Raw genomic sequence first — 18,739 nt, 5'->3', positions numbered from 1 at the left:
CGCCCTCGGCACCATATGCGCCCGTAGCTCAATTGGATAGAGCGTTTGACTACGGATCAAGAGGTTAGGGGTTCGACTCCTCTCGGGCGCGCTTTTATTAACGGGAAGTGGCTCAGCTTGGTAGAGCACCTGGTTTGGGACCAGGGGGTCGCAGGTTCAAATCCTGTCTTCCCGATTTTCCAAAAACATGGGGCCTTAGCTCAGCTGGGAGAGCGCCTGCCTTGCACGCAGGAGGTCAGCGGTTCGATCCCGCTAGGCTCCACTTTTTTAATATCATTTATGGCGGTGTAGCTCAGCTGGCTAGAGCGTACGGTTCATACCCGTGAGGTCGGGGGTTCGATCCCCTCCGCCGCTACCATAAAGGACCTTTAGCTCAGCTGGTTAGAGCAGACGGCTCATAACCGTCCGGTCGTAGGTTCGAGTCCTACAAGGTCCACCATTAGACGTTTCTATCTCGGAGGTATACCCAAGTTCGGCTGAAGGGATCGGTCTTGAAAACCGACAGGCGGCGAGAGTCGCGCGGGGGTTCGAATCCCTCTACCTCCTCCATTTTTTCTAAATTAAATATTTTATCATCGCGGGGTGGAGCAGCACGGTAGCTCGTCGGGCTCATAACCCGAAGGTCGCAGGTTCAAATCCTGTCCCCGCAACCAAATGGTCCCGTGGTGTAGTGGTTAACATGCCTGCCTGTCACGCAGGAGATCGCCGGTTCGACCCCGGTCGGGACCGCCATTTTTTTACATAAAGGCTCGGTAGCTCAGTCGGTAGAGCAGAGGACTGAAAATCCTCGTGTCGGCGGTTCGATTCCGTCCCGAGCCACCATTTTGAAGTCGCAAGCCGACTTAGCTCAATTGGTAGAGCAACTGACTTGTAATCAGTAGGTTGGGGGTTCAAGTCCTCTAGTCGGCACCACTTTCAAAATGAGCCATTAGCTCAGTTGGTAGAGCATCTGACTTTTAATCAGAGGGTCGAAGGTTCGAATCCTTCATGGCTCACCATTTACAATTTAATGCGGGTGTAGTTTAGTGGTAAAACAAGAGCCTTCCAAGCTCTGGTCGAGAGTTCGATTCTCTTCACCCGCTTTTCAATTATGGGCCTATAGCTCAGCTGGTTAGAGCGCACGCCTGATAAGCGTGAGGTCGATGGTTCGAGTCCATTTAGGCCCACCATAATTGTTCCGCAGTAGCTCAGTGGTAGAGCTATCGGCTGTTAACCGATCGGTCGTAGGTTCGAGTCCTACCTGCGGAGCCATATTATAGAGAAGTACCCAAGTGGCTCAAGGGGCTCCCCTGCTAAGGGAGTAGATCGCGAACGCGGTGCGAGGGTTCGAATCCCTTCTTCTCTGCCAGAACTGGCCCGTTGGTCAAGTGGTTAAGACACCGCCCTTTCACGGCGGTAACACGGGTTCGAATCCCGTACGGGTCATACTAAAAGAGATAGCATAATCTGCTATCTCTTTTTTGTTGTGTATAAATATAAAAGAAGCTATAACAGATTATAAATAATCAATTAAAAAAGTTATATTAATTTAAATAGGATTACCTCTTCTTATACATAAGAAGAGGTAATCCTATTTTTTGAATATGTTTTAACTCTCTGCTGAATGTCCATCCGGTTTCATAACAGCATGACTATATGCGGAGTAAAGAGTTTTGTATCCTAAAAGTGCAATAGTGAAAGCAAGGCCTCCTGCTATAATAGCCACACTAAATCCTGCCCGAGCTCCAAAGTTATCAATAACTAAACCAGCTATCGCTGATCCTAGGGAGACTCCAATACCAAGTCCTGTAATTGCCCAAGTCATTCCTTCGGTTATTTTTGATTCAGGTACGATTTTTTCCACAAGCCCCATAGTAATAATCATAGTAGGGGCGACAGATAACCCTGCAAAGAAAACAATAACTACTAGCCAAGTAATAGTGTTTACGAAAACTAGTGGCAGCATTGTTATCATGGAAAGCGTGACTGCTATTAAAAACTGATTATAGGGTGGAGTATTGAGTTTAAGCGTACCGAAAATAAGGCCTGCTAGGCATGAACCGATTGCATAGACGGAAAGCACAAAGCTAGCAGCTACCGTGTTTCCTTGATGTTCAGCAAAAGCTACACTAACGACATCTATTGTGCCGAAGATAGTACCAATAGCAATGAGTGTGCATACTAGTACTCGCAAAGAACCAATTTTAAATACTGTTCCTTTGTTTGTAATGTCGTGAGGGTGTACAGGCGGTTCTGTGCTTTTTTGCATGGTGAATAGGCATACCCCAATTGTAAGAAAAACAGATGATAAAAGTGGGCCTGCTTCTGGGAAGAACATAACGCTTAAACTGACAGATAATACAGGACCAATTATGAAGCAAATTTCGTCGACAACCGATTCGAAGGAAAATGCTGTATGCAATTTATGGGATCCGCGGTATAGTTTAGTCCAACGTGCACGCACCATGGCTGACATGTTGGGCATACAACCTGCACATAAGGCGGATAGAAATAGCGTCCAATAAGGAGCTTCATATTTCGTACATAGAAGTAAGAGGATCGTAAAGAAAACACTGATACCTGTAGTCGGAAGAAGTATGCGAGATTGCCTTAATTGATCGGCCATCCGAGAAATATGAGGAGCTAGTAAAGCTGATGATAATGTAAAGGTGGCTGCAACAGCTCCAGCAAGCCAATAGTCACCACGTAACTGAGATAACATTGTAACAATACCAATGCCCATCATTGATATGGGCATCCGAGCTATAAATCCTGCTAATGAGAATCCTTTTGTACCAGGAGAACTGAAAATTTCACGGTAGGAATTAAACATAATAATCACCAAAGTATTTGACGTTTACATATACATTCTTCATTCTTTTAACTCCTCCTCTGTTTCATTAATACCTTCTATAAAAAGGGACAGTGAGTCAATGTAGGGTATGGGTAAGAAATTATATTATCTTGTAAGCTAGAAATAATTGACATACGCACCGTATGCCAATATCATATTAACATACGGTGCGTATGTCAATTGAAATGTTTTATCTCTGGATAGAGAGCTGACGTTCAAAGGAGTTATTCTTTTACATAGAGAACGATACTATAATGCGATTTATTTTGAATAAAGAGAATGAATAGAAATAGGAGGAAAAGATGGTTAAAAAAACGAGAGCAGAAATGATTACTGAAACACGTGCTAAATTGCTGAGTGCAGCAAGAGAGGCTTTTGGTACGGTTGGATATGTAAACACGTCTATGGATGAATTTACAGCATCTGTCGGTTTAACACGTGGTGCAATTTATCATCATTTTGGTGATAAAAAAGGATTGTTAGAAGCAGTTGTAAAAGAAATTGACATGGAAATGGATAATAAATTAGGGGAAGTATCAGATAAGGCAGAAGGAAAATGGGAAGGATTTGTTGGGCGTTGTCGTGAGTATTTAACAATGGCACTTAATCCAGAAATTCAGCGAATCGTACTTCGAGATGCACCAGCAGTACTAGGAAATAGTTATTATCAATCATCACAGTCGCAATGTTTAACGACGATGGCGGAGATACTTCAACAATTAATGAAGGACTCTATTATTGAAAAAACGGACTGTGAAGCTTTAGCAAGATTCATAAATGGCGGACTAGTGGACCTTGCTTGTTGGATTGCGAATTCTGAAGATGCAGAAGCGCAGTTGTCTAAAGCTTTGCATAGCCTATCACTTATATTGAATGGTTTATTATTAGAAAAGAACGCATGATTTTAACTGATATTTTTTTATTAATATACGGGAATGGTTAAAAGGGAGGTGTTAAAGTATAGGTTAATTCATTCAAATCATATTCTTTTTATTCACAATCTAAAGAAAACGCCTCCATTGAGATTGATTTCATACTTGATTCAATAACTTTACACTCTATGTGAAAAAGTTCACAATTAGGTCATAATTTGTGAAGTGATTCACAATGATACGTGCTACAATATGAATGTAAAGAAGTTAAACAACATTAAATTAGTATTTTAATTAATTACTTAAACAATCATAAAAAAATATATGTGAACAATAGAGAGGGGAAATTAACATGAAAAAAGGTATCAATCGTGTAGTATTAGTAGGAACAGGAGCTGTAGGTTGTAGTTACGCTTACTCAATGATTAACCAAGGTGTAGCTGAAGAATTCGTACTTGTAGATGTTAATGAAGCAAAAGCAGAAGGAGAAGCAATGGACTTAAGCCATGCGGTACCATTCTCTCCAGCAGCAACAAAAGTTTGGAGCGGTAGCTATGCAGATTGTAAAGATGCAGATTTAGTTGTTATCACAGCTGGATTACCACAAAAGCCAGGTGAAACTCGTTTAGACTTAGTTGAGAAAAATACAAAAATCTTTAAACAAATCGTTCGCGGTATTATGGATAGCGGATTCGATGGAATCTTCTTAATCGCAACAAACCCAGTTGACATTCTAACTTACGTAACTTGGAAAGAATCTGGTTTACCAAAAGAGCGCGTAATCGGTTCTGGTACTACTTTAGACTCTGCTCGTTTCCGTTACATGTTAGGTGACTACTTAGATGTAGATCCACGTAACGTTCATGCTTACATCGTTGGTGAGCACGGTGACACTGAACTTCCAGTATGGAGCCACGCTACTGTAGGTGTACAAAAACTAGAAACAATCTTAGCTAACAACGAGCAGTACAATCAAGAAGACTTAGATAAAATCTTCGAAAATGTTCGTGATGCAGCTTACCATATTATCGAGCGTAAAGGCGCAACTTACTACGGAATCGGTATGTCACTACTTCGTGTAACTAAAGCAATCTTAAGTAACGAGAACAGCGTATTAACTGTATCTGCATACCTTGAAGGTCAGTATGGTGAGAAAGATGCTTACGTAGGTGTTCCAGCTGTAATTAACCGCCAAGGTGTACGTGAAATCGTAGAACTTGAGTTAAACGAAGAAGAAAAAGCGAAATTCGCTCATTCTGTAAAAGTATTAAAAGAAACAATGGCACCAGTACTATAATAATTGCTAAATAATTCAGAGGCGGGAAACTGCTTCCTACCTCTGAGTTTTTATCCCGCTTTAATGGGCAGTAAGACCCCCACCTCAAAATTCAGCGAAAGCAAAGAAGTTAGGTGGGGATCAACTGCTGCCCATAAAAGTCCGATTGGTTCAACTAATAATTAGTGGGTGATGAAGAAAACCCCCACTGATTAAAGTTTCACTTTATATAACTTAATATAAATTCCTTTTCCGGTTTCCCTTGTATATCCCCAATATACCCCTTTTGCTGGATCAGGGTCGTTTATAGAAAAGAGCACTCCACTTTTATGTAGAGTGCTCTTTATTACTATTTTTTAGGAGTTAATCCTAATTTCTTTAAAATATCTGCTAGTGTACCGCTTTTTGATTTTTCAACAGGCGTTTGTGATTGAGATGCATCTGGACCTTTCTTCAAGAAGTTCTTTTCAACGAAGCGAATATCTTTTTCATCGACAATGCCATCTTTATTAAGGTCGCCGTCTTTTACAGATAGTCCTTTTTTACCATAGTTGTTAGCGATAATTTCTGCATCTTTTATATCAATTACTTTATCTCCATTTACATCACCCGCAAGGTTTTCATCAAAGCGTGCATAGTAATATTGGCCAAGTAGCTTACCATCTTTTTCAGTACCTAATTTCGTTGTGAGACGGCTTGTTAAATGCCCTGGAACTTCTACGTACAAGTTGTAGTCGCGTTTATTAACAGGAAGTCCATTTAGTTTAAAGTAACCGTATTTATCAAGTGAGCCTTCAAACTTATGACGATAAGAATCTGTTGCATATACTTTTACGCCAAGCTTTGTATAATCAAATTTTTCATCTAAATATCCACGTTCATTTAAGAATGCACCAGGTTTAATATTGCCTTCTACTAGTGAGTTTAAAGACATCACTGAGAATGTTTGATCTTGAAGGACACGCATTCGGTTTGGTTCTGATTGACCTTGTTTCCAGTAAGCAAACACAGCTAAATCTAATTGAGCATTTGCTTCATAAAATTCATCATTTTCTACTTTGAAAGTTACATCAATGAACGGGAAGTCACCATCTAACCCCGCGAAGTTTTTGTCATCGATAGCTCCGCCTACTGTAACAGAACCTTCTTCTAATTTAGGTTCATTCACTTTTGCTGTTACACCTTTTTCAGAAAGGAGCTTTTCAAAAGCAGGATTCAATTTTGCATTTGCAAATTTGAAGTTTTTCTCTAGGAATTTTACGTTAAATTCTCCGGCAACAAATTGTTTTACATGCTTCGCGTTTAATGTCAGAGTGAATTCATCATTTTTATATAATTCTTTTTTATCATAACTAGCTTTCGCATATTGGGCACCTTGCGGGATAAACCAATAGTTATTTACACCGCTCGGGTAGTCAGGGCCTGCAGTTGCATAATCGAAAATATATACGCCTGTATTCATTGGACCTTCAGTTTTAAAGGAATCAGGTGTAATGCCAACTTTAAAGTCACCATTTTCCGTAATAGGTAAAAACTTGTGCAAGTATGGAGAATAGTCATAGTACATAACGCCGTTCGCTTCTTGCGTAATGTTTAATCCTTTTCCTCTTAAGTAGTCAACGTTAGAATCATATACATTTCCTTTAATCCATAGTGCTTTTTTACCATCTTCTACTGTATAGTTTTCTTCATTTAATTCATAAATACCAGGCTGTAATCCAGTTAATTTCACTTCTGGCGGTGTATTATCAATTACGACATAATCACCTTTCACACGTGCTTTACCGGCTTTATCATAGCCAACAAACTCAATTGTGTAATCACCTTCTGGTAAGTCGATTTTCTCATCACCAATTGGTTTTGCAGGATCATTTGTAAAAGGATATACTCTGCCGTTAAAGAATGAATCTAAATAGTAATACACGTCCGTTTTTAGGCCACTCGTGTTTAACGTTCCGATGAAGCCGAGCGCTTTATTTGTTTTTGAATCTTTCACGATAAGATCTAACGTCTCCAGTTCGCTGTTTAATTGGAACGCCCCGTGAACATATGATTCGCGGTATGGATTGAATTTAGATGTATCAGTTGAGATAGTTTTTCTTGATAATAGTGCATTTTCAATACCAGGCTCTGATACACGAATAGAGAACGGAATTTGATACGTTTCTTCTTTATTTTTCGTGTTTGTAATATGAATATATCCTTCATAGCGGCCTTGCTTTGCACCAGCAGGAATATTAATTTTTGCTTCAATCTCATCTGATTTACCAGCATCAAGCGTAATTGTTTCAGAAGTAGAAACCTTTACACCGTTTGCGATAGCATCGTTAATAGCAGAAGATGCTGGTGTATAAGAAATTTCTGTTTTAAATTCTTTCTTCTCTTGTTTATTGCGATTTTCAACTTTAATTTTTCGTTTTTGTTCAAGAGATTCCCCGTCTTTTTGATAGTACTTACCGAATGCAATGGATCCAGTTTCTTCAGGTACTTCAATTACTTCATCATTTACAATTGTTTTTGTCGTATCTAACACTTTAAAACTTGTTTCCGTATGAACAGAGTTATAAGCATCTACTCGTCCAGCACCCACTTCATATACGGAATACTTTTCTTTTAAATCATCAGCTGTGTTCATAAGAGACGCTTTTACATCGAATGGAGAGTATTCTGGATGTTCTTGTAAAATAAGAGCAGCAACGCCAGCAATATGAGGAGAAGCCATAGATGTTCCTTGCATACGTTCATAGGAAACATCATAGTTTTCACCTTCTTGCGGGTCGTTAATATATTCAGGTACTGTTGAAAGTACCGCAACACCAGGTGCTGTAATATCAGGTTTAATATCATCATTTGATGTAACAGGGCCGCGTGAGCTAAAGTCTGCAAGATGATCGCCTTCTGTTTGAATGTAATTGATTTCATCGAAAGTTAATGATGTTTTACCTTGTTCAATTTGAGCTTTTAGTTTTTCGCCATCTTCTTTCGTTAAGCGGAATGCTGGAATGTATTTTGTGCTTTCGCCGATGTAGTAAGGAATTTCTCCATCCACATTGTTATAAATAATAACTGCTTTTGCACCAGCTTGTTTTGCATTTGCAATCTTTTCATCAAATGCGAGTGTGCCGCGTGCAACGAGAGCGATTTTTCCTTTTACATCCTTTTTACTAAACTCGTCAGGAGTACCGATTCCGACAGATTCAATAGGGAGAGATTGTCCTTTGAAATCTTCTATTTTATCAGTAAAGTTTTTGCCGAATAAAATTAGGTTAGGGAATTGTAATTGTCCAGCATGACCTGATAGTTTCGGTAAGGAAATAGAGCTATCACTTGCTCCAACTGTAATAGCAAATGGAGAAGCACCTGGTGATCCGAGTGTCGCTGGATTTGGACCAGAGTTCCCAGCAGCAACGACTGTAACAACACCAGAAAGCATCGCGTTATTAACAGCGATAGATGTTGGATCAAGCGGATTGTTGCTATCATCACCTAAAGATAAGTTAATGACGTTCATACCGTCAGAAATAGATTTGTCGATTGCAGCGATAATACCAGAACTATCTCCGCTTCCGTAAGGACCGAGTACACGATAGTTATACAGTTCAATGTCAGGTGCAACACCTTTTACTGCGGAATCTGATTTATTTTTCTTTTGAGCAGAAACGATACCTGCTACGTGAGTACCATGCGCAGTGTAGAAGGAAGAACCACGATCATCAAATTCAGGAGCACCAGATTGTTGCCACTCTGTATAAGTTGTTTCCATCGGATCTGCATCGTTATTAATAAAGTCCCAACCTTTTACGGAGTTTGGGTCTACCTTACTAGAATCTTCACCCGGTTTTGCGCGATAGCCCTTATACACGTCTTTTAAGTCAGGGTGAGTGTAATCAATACCTGTATCTAATACACCAACTTTAATTCCTTTTCCAGTAATGCCTTCGCTATGTAACTTATCTACTCCAATTTGCGGAATGCTATCTGTTAGTTTTTGAGATGCTTTCTGCTCCGCTTGTTTTGGTAAATTTAATTTCACTTCGTAATCTTTCCAAATACGTTTTACAACGCCAATTCGTAACAATTCTTCCACTGTATTTGCAGGTAACGTTAGAGCAACCCCATTTATCGCATGCTTATAAGAACGTTTAATTTGGACAGACTGGAAATTCCCTGACTTTACTGATGGGCTGAATTGATAAAGGCGCTTTAATCCTTTTTGGAATTCCTCATGTTCTTGATCAATACGTGCTTTTATATTTTCAGGAGCAGCTTGTAATCCTTTTTCTTTTTGTTTTAATTCATTGATCTTTACTGGAGCCGTTTGAAATTCTACAATGATATTTACTGGTTCGGAACTACTCGTATTAATATCTGGCGAAATAGTAAAACCAGGATTGGCATCTAACGTTTGTAATGCCTGACGTTGTTCTTTAGAAAGTTTTGATAGTAAAGACTGGGCGCTTGAAGAGTCAATTTGGTTAATAGGATTTTCAGCAAGTACATTGAACGGAAGGGCAGTTGAAAGTAGAACGCCAGCCGTTACAATTCTGGTAACAAAACGATTTTTCTTTTTCATGTATAGGCCTCCGATAATTTATATTTTTAAAATTATTTCTCCACGCCTGGTGTTTGCTCTGCATGGAATGTCCAGTTTAGCTGTAAGGAATCACCCTGGAATTTATTTTGATCTTGGTCGTTATCTTCAAAGGAGAAGAGCACGTGTAAGTAATCTGTTTCACCAGATTTAATACCATCTATTAAGTTATGACGTTCTAGAGAAGTAGCTACATCTTCAGGTTTCATAGTTTTTAATTCTGATAGTTTTGTTTCCCACAAAATTTCGTGATCATCGTTTGGATTAGAAGGCTTTCCATCATTCACTAAAAATTTGACGATGATGTGATCACCTAAATCTTCACCATCATTATTTTGTTTTGCATCTGTAACTTCATAGGATGTTTCAAGTGCTACTTTTGCAATATCTAATGTTCCTTTGTTTTCAAGCTTGAAGTTTCTTTCGATCAAATCACCTGGCTTTAAATCTTTCACATTAACAATTACGCTTGGGTTAATAGAAAGATCTAGTGTACCAGCTTGAAATGAGTTACTAGATGTTTCAGAATCACTGAAATAGGCGAATACACCGCCGAATGTAAGGGATAAGCCAAGTGAAGCTGTGACAACTCCCATTCCAACCTTTTGTTTTAATGACATAAGAAAGCCCCCTAGTTAAATTTTTATAGCGACCGTTCGTAACAAGGATAAATAAGTAAACATAGTAGTCCGCTATGAATTATAATTACGAAAGGTCAATGTTCTTTATTGAGAACAAGTATATGCTTATGAATTTTCCATTTCAATAAAATTATGACAAAAAATGTTGAGAAACATTTTTTTATGACAGATTATTTTGTTACGATTTTAAGTGATAACTAGCGAGTAAAATAGGATAGATCTAATGAAATAAAGGTTGAGAAATAAATAATAGGATGAAAGACTAGTAGAAAATGAAGCGTTTGCAATGAATATTCGTCAAAATTCGATATTTTACACAGTAAATTTGAATATTTTAAGCGAAATTAAAGAAAAAAACGAATATTTTTTAAAAGATAACAAGGATATTTCAGTTTTTCGCAGAAATGATAAAGAGTAAAAAATTTCTGTCATCTTAGTGAGGTGAACATATTGGATGTAATAAATTGTGAAAAAGTGAAACGAGATGAGTTTCATACAGAAAAGTACTATGACAGTTATAACATCTTTGGGGCACATATTGTGGCGGAAGATGGGATGCGAGGTGTACGATTCACAGTATGGGCTCCTCATGCGAAAGCAATGAGTGTTGTTGGAGATTTTAATGAATGGGATTATGAGCAACATAAGATGCTACAAGTGACAGAAGAGGGGATTTGGTCCTTGTTTGTACCGCATATTGAAGAGAATGAGATATATAAGTATGCGATTGAAACGATGGATGCTAACGTGATTTTAAAAGCAGATCCTTACGCAGTATATGCAGAAGTAAGACCAAATACGGCATCTGTAGTTTTTGATATAGAGGGATATGAATGGAATGATAAAAACTGGATTCGTAAGAGAAAGAAAAAATCGATTTATAAAGAAGCGATGACAGTTTATGAATTACATTTCGGTTCTTGGAAAAAGAAAGAAGATGGCGCTCTGTATTCTTACAGAGAAATGGCCGAGGAGCTCATTCCGTATGTGGTGGAACATCAATTTACACATATTGAAATTATGCCGCTTGTTGAGCACCCATATGATCGTTCTTGGGGATATCAAGGAACGGGATATTATGCAGCGACAAGTAGATTCGGCACGCCACATGATTTGATGTATTTTGTCGATGAATGTCATAAATATGGAATCGGTGTCATTTTAGATTGGGTGCCGGGGCATTTTTGTAAAGATGCTCACGGTTTATATTTGTTTGATGGGACACCGACTTATGAATATAAAGATATAGATGTACAAGAAAACCTGGTATGGGGAACTGTTAATTTTGATTTAGGGAAGAGGGAAGTGCGTAATTTTTTAATTTCAAATGCGTTATTTTGGATGAAGTATTTCCATATTGATGGTTTCAGGGTGGATGCAGTTGCAAACATGCTGTACTGGAATAAAGAAGGACAGGAGCAAAGTAATGAGCACGCTGTTTCATTTTTACGAGAGTTAAATGAAGCGGTGTTTGCAGAAGATGAAGATTTTCTTATGACAGCAGAAGATTCAACAGCTTGGCCACTTGTAACAGCTCCAACGTATGAAGGTGGGCTTGGATTCAATTACAAATGGAATATGGGCTGGATGAATGATGTGCTGAAATATATGGAATGTGCGCCTGAGTACAGAAAGCACATTCATGAGAAAATAACGTTCTCATTACTATATGCTTACTCTGAAAACTTTATATTACCGCTTTCTCATGATGAAGTCGTTCATGGGAAAAAGTCGTTATTAAATAAAATGCCAGGAGATTACTGGGATAAGTTTGCTCAACTTCGTTTATTATATGGATATTTCTTTACTCACCCAGGCAAGAAATTACTCTTTATGGGTGGAGAATTCGGGCAGTTTGATGAGTGGAAAGATCTTGAAGATTTAGATTGGAATTTACATGACTTTGAAATGCATCGTTATATGCATGATTACTTTAAAGAGCTCATAGCATTGTATAAGCGCTCCAAACCACTTTGGCAGCTTGATCATTCACCGGAAGGATTTCAGTGGATAGATGCTAATAATCATGAGCAAAGTATCTTCTCGTTTATCCGCCAAGGGGATAAGCAAGAAGATGCGTTAGTTGTCGTATGTAATTTTACGAAAGCTACATATGAAAACTATAAAGTAGGTTTGCCAGATTTCGAGTATTATAACGAGGTTTTAAACAGTGACGCTGAGCAATATGGCGGATCGGGGCAAGTGAATAAGAAACGTCTTAAGACGATTCAAGAACCGTATCATAATCAAGCGGCACATGTAGAAATTACAATTCCACCATTTGGCGTATCCATATTACGACCAGTGAAGACGAGAAAGGGGAGCAAAAAACAAGATGGCTCAAAAACAAAAGTGCGTAGCAATGTTACTAGCAGGGGGAAAAGGTAGTCGATTAAGTGCATTAACAAAAAATCTAGCCAAGCCAGCTGTTCCATTTGGTGGTAAATATCGCATTATTGATTTTACGCTAAGTAACTGTGCGAATTCTGGTATTGAAACAGTGGGGATTTTAACGCAATATCAACCACTCGAACTTCATAATTATATCGGAATCGGCAATGCTTGGGATTTAGACCGAGTAAGCGGTGGAGTCACAGTTTTACCTCCTTATGCGGAGTCTTCAGGGGTGAAATGGTACACAGGTACGGCAAGTGCCATTTATCAAAACTTAAACTATTTAAGTCAGTACGAACCAGAGTATGTTCTGATTTTATCAGGCGACCATATTTATAAAATGGATTACAGTAAAATGCTAGATTACCATGTGGAGAAAGAAGCGGACGTTTCAATTTCTGTTATTGAAGTACCTTGGGATGAAGCGAGTCGTTTCGGCATTATGAATACGAACGAAGAGATGGAGATTGTTGAATTTGAGGAGAAACCGCAATTTCCAAGAAGTAATCTTGCATCAATGGGAATTTATATTTTTAACTGGGCAATTTTGAAAGAGTATTTAGAGATGGATGCAAGAAATCCTGAATCTAGTAATGATTTCGGAAAAGATGTACTTCCGCTTTTATTAGATGAAGGGAAAAAGCTGATGGCGTATCCGTTTGAAGGATATTGGAAAGATGTTGGAACGGTGAAAAGCTTATGGGAAGCGAATATGGATTTACTTCGCGATGAAACGTCGCTGAATTTAAATGATCGTAATTGGCGTATTTATTCTGTGAATCCAAATGAGCCACCTCAATATATTGCACAGCAGGCAAAAGTAGAAGAATCACTTATTAATGAAGGATGCGTCATTGAAGGGGACGTGAAGCATTCTGTATTATTCCAAGGTGTGACGGTGGAAGAAGGTAGTATGGTTATTGATTCTGTCGTTATGCCAGGAGCGAAGATTGGTAAAAATGTTGTGATTGAAAGAGCGATTGTTGGATCGGAAATGGTTATTGAAGATGGAACAATTATTCGTCCAGAAAAAAATGTCGACGATGTAGTACTCATTGCTGAAGGGAAATAGAAAAGGGGGATGAAATGAATGGGAGAAAAAATGTTAGGAATTATTAATGCAACGGGAAGTTTTCCTTCCTTAAAGAAAGTAACAGGGCATCGTTCACTAGCGGCGTTACCGTTTGGGGGCCGTTATCGACTCATTGATTTCATGCTTTCAAATATGGTGAATTCTAATATTCATAGTGTAGCGGTTTTTACAAGTCATAAAAACCGTTCACTAATGGACCATGTTGGTTCAGGAAAACAGTGGGATTTAGATAGAAAAAGAGACGGACTGTTTTTATTCCCGCCAAATTGCCAATGTGATCAAGATGAATTTGGTTCTTTTGCACATTTTAGAAGACATATTGATTATTTTTTAAGAGCTAGAGAAGAATACGTTGTTATTACGAATAGCCATCTCGTAACAGCATTAAATTTCCAGGCGGTGTTAGAGCGACATATACATACGGCAGCTGATATTACTGAAGTTTGCCATGAAGGGGTTTCGCTTCAAACTTACGTGTTAAAGAAACAATTATTGTTAGATTTATTTGAGACATATAAAGATGTGGAGCAATACAGTTTATTTGATGTAGTGAGAGAAAAGCGCGGAAAATCACTGCATATTGCTACGTATGAGCATACAGGATATGTAGCTATTATTGATTCGATCGAAAGTTACTATAAACATAGCTTAGAAATTTTGCAGCCTGCTATTTGGAAGCAATTATTTAAGAAAGAAGCACCGATCTTTACGAAAGTAAAAGATGAACCACCAACTCGTTACCTGAAGGGTGCAGCCGTGAAAAATACAATGATTGCAAACGGCAGTATTATTGAAGGTGAAGTAGAAAATAGTGTTATCTCCCGTTCTGTTAAAATTGGCAAAGGTTCAATTGTTCGTAATAGCATTATTATGCAGAAGAGCAAAATTGGAGATAACTGTATAATAGACGGTGTTATTATTGATAAAGACGTGAAAATTGGTGACGGTGTTGTACTAAAAGGAAACGCCGATGAGCCATATGTTGTAGAAAAAGGAAGCATCCAAAATAGTACAATTAATAGTTATTCTTAAAAGAATCAGTGGGGGTTTTTCCTCCACTGATTAAAGCATTCATTTAAATGAAAACTCGAAGGGAGGAAGCTGCAAGGGAAGTCGTATAAGCTTTTCGTGCAGTGGGACAACAAGTGAATATTTTATTTGCAGTATCAGAATGTGTACCATTTGTTAAATCGGGAGGATTAGCTGATGTAGCAGGTGCGCTCCCAAAAGAGCTAAAAAAATTAGGCGTGGACGTTCGCATTATACTTCCAAATTATAGTCTTATTCCGCAAAAATTAAGGGATGGATGTACGTTACATAAAGTAATTAACGTCCCGCTTGGGTGGAGAAATCAATATTGCGGAATTTTAAAAGGTGAGCAAGACGGGATTACGTATTACTTAATAGATAATGAATATTATTTTAAGAGAGATTCTCTATATGGTCATTATGATGACGGAGAGCGTTTTTCTTATTTTTCGAAAGCAGTTTTAGAGTGTATTCCTCATCTTGATTTCGAAGTGGATGTTCTTCATAGCCACGATTGGCATACAGCTATGGTGAATTTCTTATTACGTGAAAAGTATCAAGATAATCCATTATATGAGCATATTAAAACGGTATATACGATTCATAACTTGCAGTTCCAAGGTGTATTTCCTCCTGAAGTGATGTACGACTTGTTAGAACTTGGTGATGAATATTTTCATAGTGAGCAGCTAGAGTTTTATGGAAATGTGAACTTTATGAAGGGTGGAATTATTGCTTCTGATCAAATTACAGCGGTTAGCCCGACATACAAAGAGGAAATTCAATATGAGTTTTTCGGTGAGAAGTTAGATGGGTTGTTACGAAAGAATAATGGTAAGCTTAGCGGCATCGTAAATGGAATTGATACGAGCGTATATAATCCAGAAACGGATTCGTATATTACTGCTCAGTATGATGCGGAGTCATTAGAGGAAAAGAATGAAAATAAACGCGCTTTGCAGCGTTATTTTGGTTTGCCAGAAAAAGAAGATACACCAATTATTTCGATGGTAACGAGATTAACGAAGCAAAAAGGTCTTGATTTAGTACGTACTGTATTCCGCGAAATAATGGAGGAAGATGTACAATGTATTATTTTAGGATCAGGTGATTCGGAATATGAGCAATTCTTTGAGTGGATGGCATACGAGTATCCTGAAAAGGTAAAAGTGTATATCGGATTTAATGAAGAATTAGCTCACCAAGTATATGCGGGAAGTGATTTATTTTTAATGCCATCACTATTTGAACCGTGTGGACTTGGACAACTTATCGCATTAGCGTACGGTACGATTCCGATTGTAAGAGAAACAGGCGGATTAAATGATACGGTACAATCTTATGACGAAGAAACTGGAGAAGGAAATGGTTTCAGTTTCACGAACTTTAATGCACATGACATGCTGCACACGGTTCTTCGTGCAATTGAATTTTATCATGATAAACCGGTATGGGAGCAGCTTGTAAAGCAAGCGATGACGGAAGATTATAGCTGGGAGAAATCAGCTCTTGCCTATAAGAAATTGTATAAAAGTCTCATGGAATAACATGTAGGTGGTGAAGAAATGTTTACTCATGTTGAAAGCTTCAAATCAGCTTTTCTAGAAAAGTTAGAGACGATGTATGGGAAAAGTTTCAAAGATTCTACAACTCGTGATCAATACAATACACTTGGGTACATGGTACGTGAGTATATGAATAGTCAATGGATTGCAACGAACGAAAGCTATCGATCTGGAGAGCGAAAGCAAATGTATTACTTATCCATTGAGTTTTTACTTGGGCGTTTGCTTGGAAGTAACATATTGAATTTAGGCATCAGGGATGTATGTGAGCAAGGACTTTCTGAGCTTGGGATTTCGTTGCAAGAATTAGAAGAGGTGGAAGCAGATGCAGGTCTTGGAAATGGTGGACTTGGACGATTAGCAGCCTGTTTCCTTGATTCACTTGCATCGTTAAATTTACCAGGTCATGGCTGTGGCATTCGTTACAAACACGGCTTATTTGATCAAAAAATTGTTGATGGTTATCAAGTTGAATTTCCAGAACAGTGGCTTCTTCATGAAAACGTATGGGAAGTAAGAAGGCATGATCAAGCTGTAGAAGTAAGTTATTTCGGTAATGTTGAACCGCTATACATTGATGGACGTTTAGAGTTCAGGCATACGAATGCAGAAGTGATCATGGCAGTACCATATGACGTTCCGGTAGTAGGTTATGAGACGAGTACTGTAAACACACTTAGACTTTGGAATGCTGAACCAGTTCCTTTCCCGCAAAATTGCAAAGATATTTTGAAATATAAGCGTGAAACAGAAGCGGTATCGGAGTTTTTATATCCAGATGATACGCATGATGAGGGGAAAATACTTCGTTTGAAACAACAGTATTTCCTCGTATCAGCAAGTTTGCAAAATATCGTTCGTCTGCATAGAGAAAGATATGGTGACCTTCGTCAATTGCATGAAAAAATTGCGATTCATATTAATGATACACATCCAGTTTTGGCGATTCCAGAACTGATGCGTATTTTATTAGATGAAGAAAAACTAGCATGGGAAGAAGCTTGGCACATAACGACGCAAACGATTTCTTATACGAATCATACGACGTTATCAGAAGCACTTGAGAAGTGGCCAATTCACATTTTTAAACCGTTATTACCGAGAATTTATATGATTATTGAAGAGATTAATGAACGTTTCTGTCACGAACTTTGGGAACGTTATCCATATGAATGGCATCGTATTGAAGAGATGGCGATTATTGCACATGATCTTGTGAAAATGGCTCATTTAGCAATTGTCGGTAGCCATAGCGTTAATGGTGTAGCGAAAATTCATACGGAAATTTTAAAGCAACGTGAAATGCGATTGTTTTATGAGTTTTATCCAGATAAGTTTAATAATAAAACGAATGGAATCGCTCATAGACGCTGGTTAATGAAGGCGAATCCGCAGCTGACGAACCTTATTTCAGAGGCGATTGGAACAGAGTGGAAGAAAGAACCGATTAAGCTTCAAGCGCTGCAATTAGTTCAACACGATGCGAGTTTCCAAGAGAAATTTGCAGAGGTAAAACAAGAGCGTAAAGAGATTTTAGCGGAGCGTATTCATAATAAAATGGGGATTACAATTGATCCTAATTCTATTTTTGATGTGCAAGTAAAAAGACTGCATGCTTACAAACGACAATTATTAAACGTTCTTCATATTTTATATTTGTATAACCGTTTGAAAGAGGATGCTAGTTTTACATTTTATCCGCGTACTTTTATTTTTGGAGCGAAAGCATCACCTGGCTATTACTATGCAAAAAAAATTATTAAATTAATTAATGAACTCGCAAGGAAAGTGAATAATGATCCGTACGTAAGCCAATATATGAAGGTTATCTTTCTAGAAAACTATCGGGTGTCTCTAGCGGAAGATATATTCCCAGCGGCGGATATAAGTGAACAAATTTCAACTGCGAGTAAAGAGGCATCTGGAACAGGTAATATGAAATTTATGATGAATGGTGCGATTACACTCGGCACGTTAGACGGAGCTAATGTTGAAATAAAAGACAGAGTCGGTGATGATAACTGTTTCATTTTTGGTTTAACGGCGGAAGAGGTTCTTCATTACTATCAAAATGGTGGATATCGTGCAAGTGATTATTATCACCACAATATGCATATTAAAAAAGTAGTAGATCAGTTAACGAATGGTTTCTTTGCACATTCGGGAGCTGAATTTGAAGCGATTTACGATTCTCTCGTAATTCAAAATGATGAATACTTCGTTCTGAGAGATTTTGGTCCATATGCGGAAAGGCAAGAAGCTGTCGGTAGAGCTTATGAGAATCGAACGAAGTGGCTAGAAATGTCGATTTTAAATATTGCACAATCTGGTCATTTTGCGAGCGATCGAACGATTTTACAGTATAGTAATGAGATTTGGGGTATTGGTAATGCGGTTACGCAGTATTAAATGAAAGTCCTTTTTAAAGGGGCTTTTATTCATCGA

10 protein-coding genes and 16 tRNA genes are annotated in these 18,739 nt (G+C 38.2%); 23 read left to right on the top strand and 3 right to left on the bottom strand.

Annotated features, from left to right (window positions below):
- Positions 1–17 precede the first annotated feature (17 nt).
- From MR115_RS10960 to MR115_RS10885, 16 genes are all read left to right on the top strand, one after another.
- Positions 18–91, top strand: a tRNA-Arg gene (locus MR115_RS10960).
- A gap of 10 nt (positions 92–101) precedes the next feature.
- Positions 102–175 (top strand) — tRNA-Pro (locus tag MR115_RS10955).
- 14 nt (positions 176–189) lie between these two features.
- Positions 190–262: transfer RNA gene (locus tag MR115_RS10950), tRNA-Ala, on the top strand.
- A gap of 19 nt (positions 263–281) precedes the next feature.
- Positions 282–358, top strand: a tRNA-Met gene (locus tag MR115_RS10945).
- A 4-nt stretch (positions 359–362) separates the two neighbouring features.
- Positions 363–439 (top strand) — tRNA-Ile (locus MR115_RS10940).
- A gap of 17 nt (positions 440–456) precedes the next feature.
- Positions 457–549, top strand: a tRNA-Ser gene (locus MR115_RS10935).
- Positions 550–576: 27 nt separating this feature from the next.
- A tRNA-Met gene (locus MR115_RS10930) sits at positions 577–653 on the top strand.
- 3 nt (positions 654–656) lie between these two features.
- Positions 657–732: transfer RNA gene (locus MR115_RS10925), tRNA-Asp, on the top strand.
- Positions 733–746: 14 nt separating this feature from the next.
- Positions 747–822 (top strand) — tRNA-Phe (locus MR115_RS10920).
- Positions 823–836: 14 nt separating this feature from the next.
- Positions 837–912, top strand: a tRNA-Thr gene (locus MR115_RS10915).
- Between the two features lie 10 nt (positions 913–922).
- Positions 923–998 (top strand) — tRNA-Lys (locus tag MR115_RS10910).
- A 13-nt stretch (positions 999–1,011) separates the two neighbouring features.
- Positions 1,012–1,082 (top strand) — tRNA-Gly (locus MR115_RS10905).
- A 10-nt stretch (positions 1,083–1,092) separates the two neighbouring features.
- Positions 1,093–1,169 (top strand) — tRNA-Ile (locus MR115_RS10900).
- 7 nt (positions 1,170–1,176) lie between these two features.
- Positions 1,177–1,251 (top strand) — tRNA-Asn (locus tag MR115_RS10895).
- A gap of 6 nt (positions 1,252–1,257) precedes the next feature.
- A tRNA-Ser gene (locus MR115_RS10890) sits at positions 1,258–1,348 on the top strand.
- A gap of 5 nt (positions 1,349–1,353) precedes the next feature.
- Positions 1,354–1,425: transfer RNA gene (locus MR115_RS10885), tRNA-Glu, on the top strand.
- Positions 1,426–1,588: 163 nt separating this feature from the next.
- Here MR115_RS10885 and MR115_RS10880 read toward each other — a convergent pair.
- Positions 1,589–2,812 (bottom strand): MFS transporter, encoded by a 1,224-nt coding sequence (locus MR115_RS10880; protein ID WP_242241217.1) that lies wholly within the window; start codon positions 2,810–2,812, stop codon positions 1,589–1,591.
- A gap of 323 nt (positions 2,813–3,135) precedes the next feature.
- On the opposite strand from MR115_RS10880, the gene MR115_RS10875 reads away from it, so the two are divergent.
- Complete coding sequence (locus MR115_RS10875; RefSeq protein WP_097865230.1) at positions 3,136–3,735, top strand: TetR/AcrR family transcriptional regulator; 600 nt, start codon at positions 3,136–3,138, stop codon at positions 3,733–3,735.
- 322 nt (positions 3,736–4,057) lie between these two features.
- Positions 4,058–5,002: an L-lactate dehydrogenase gene (locus MR115_RS10870; RefSeq protein WP_088232905.1), complete on the top strand. Its 945-nt coding sequence runs from the start codon at positions 4,058–4,060 to the stop codon at positions 5,000–5,002.
- A 328-nt stretch (positions 5,003–5,330) separates the two neighbouring features.
- On the opposite strand, the gene MR115_RS10865 is transcribed toward MR115_RS10870, so the two are convergent.
- The gene (locus tag MR115_RS10865) at positions 5,331–9,554 is read right to left on the bottom strand and encodes a S8 family serine peptidase (RefSeq protein ID WP_242241215.1); all 4,224 of its coding nucleotides are present in this window, start codon (positions 9,552–9,554) and stop codon (positions 5,331–5,333) included.
- A gap of 32 nt (positions 9,555–9,586) precedes the next feature.
- Positions 9,587–10,192 (bottom strand): CalY family protein, encoded by a 606-nt coding sequence (locus MR115_RS10860; RefSeq protein ID WP_061679984.1) that lies wholly within the window; start codon positions 10,190–10,192, stop codon positions 9,587–9,589.
- A gap of 471 nt (positions 10,193–10,663) precedes the next feature.
- Between MR115_RS10860 and glgB the strand changes: the two genes are divergently transcribed.
- The 5 genes from glgB (at position 10,664) to glgP (ending at position 18,703) form a co-directional block, all read left to right on the top strand.
- Positions 10,664–12,601 (top strand): 1,4-alpha-glucan branching protein GlgB, encoded by a 1,938-nt coding sequence (glgB, locus tag MR115_RS10855; RefSeq protein WP_242241213.1) that lies wholly within the window; start codon positions 10,664–10,666, stop codon positions 12,599–12,601.
- Positions 12,549–13,679: a glucose-1-phosphate adenylyltransferase gene (gene glgC, locus MR115_RS10850; RefSeq protein ID WP_098373900.1), complete on the top strand. Its 1,131-nt coding sequence runs from the start codon at positions 12,549–12,551 to the stop codon at positions 13,677–13,679. Before glgB ends, glgC begins: the two co-directional genes overlap by 53 nt.
- 18 nt (positions 13,680–13,697) lie before the next feature.
- Positions 13,698–14,732, top strand: a complete 1,035-nt coding sequence (glgD, locus tag MR115_RS10845) for a glucose-1-phosphate adenylyltransferase subunit GlgD (protein WP_000504142.1) — start codon at positions 13,698–13,700, stop codon at positions 14,730–14,732.
- A 113-nt stretch (positions 14,733–14,845) separates the two neighbouring features.
- Complete coding sequence (gene glgA, locus MR115_RS10840) at positions 14,846–16,276, top strand: glycogen synthase GlgA (protein WP_002203738.1); 1,431 nt, start codon at positions 14,846–14,848, stop codon at positions 16,274–16,276.
- Between the two features lie 18 nt (positions 16,277–16,294).
- On the top strand, positions 16,295–18,703 hold the full coding sequence (gene glgP / locus MR115_RS10835; protein WP_097865227.1) for a glycogen phosphorylase: 2,409 nt from the start codon (positions 16,295–16,297) through the stop codon (positions 18,701–18,703).
- Positions 18,704–18,739: the final 36 nt, after the last annotated feature.

The organism is Bacillus cereus group sp. BfR-BA-01309, assembly GCF_022664315.1.
Lineage (GTDB): Bacteria > Bacillota > Bacilli > Bacillales > Bacillaceae_G > Bacillus_A > Bacillus_A mobilis.
This window is presented reverse-complemented; position numbering and strand designations above follow the sequence as displayed.

Coding starts and splice junctions, on each gene's coding strand:
- MR115_RS10880 (WP_242241217.1), bottom strand. CDS start 2,812: ATGTTTAATTCCTACCGTGAAATTTTCAGTTCTCCTGGTACAAAAGGA.
- MR115_RS10875 (WP_097865230.1), top strand. CDS start 3,136: ATGGTTAAAAAAACGAGAGCAGAAATGATTACTGAAACACGTGCTAAA.
- MR115_RS10870 (WP_088232905.1), top strand. CDS start 4,058: ATGAAAAAAGGTATCAATCGTGTAGTATTAGTAGGAACAGGAGCTGTA.
- MR115_RS10865 (WP_242241215.1), bottom strand. CDS start 9,554: ATGAAAAAGAAAAATCGTTTTGTTACCAGAATTGTAACGGCTGGCGTT.
- MR115_RS10860 (WP_061679984.1), bottom strand. CDS start 10,192: ATGTCATTAAAACAAAAGGTTGGAATGGGAGTTGTCACAGCTTCACTT.
- glgC (WP_098373900.1), top strand. CDS start 12,549: ATGGCTCAAAAACAAAAGTGCGTAGCAATGTTACTAGCAGGGGGAAAA.
- glgD (WP_000504142.1), top strand. CDS start 13,698: ATGGGAGAAAAAATGTTAGGAATTATTAATGCAACGGGAAGTTTTCCT.
- glgP (WP_097865227.1), top strand. CDS start 16,295: ATGTTTACTCATGTTGAAAGCTTCAAATCAGCTTTTCTAGAAAAGTTA.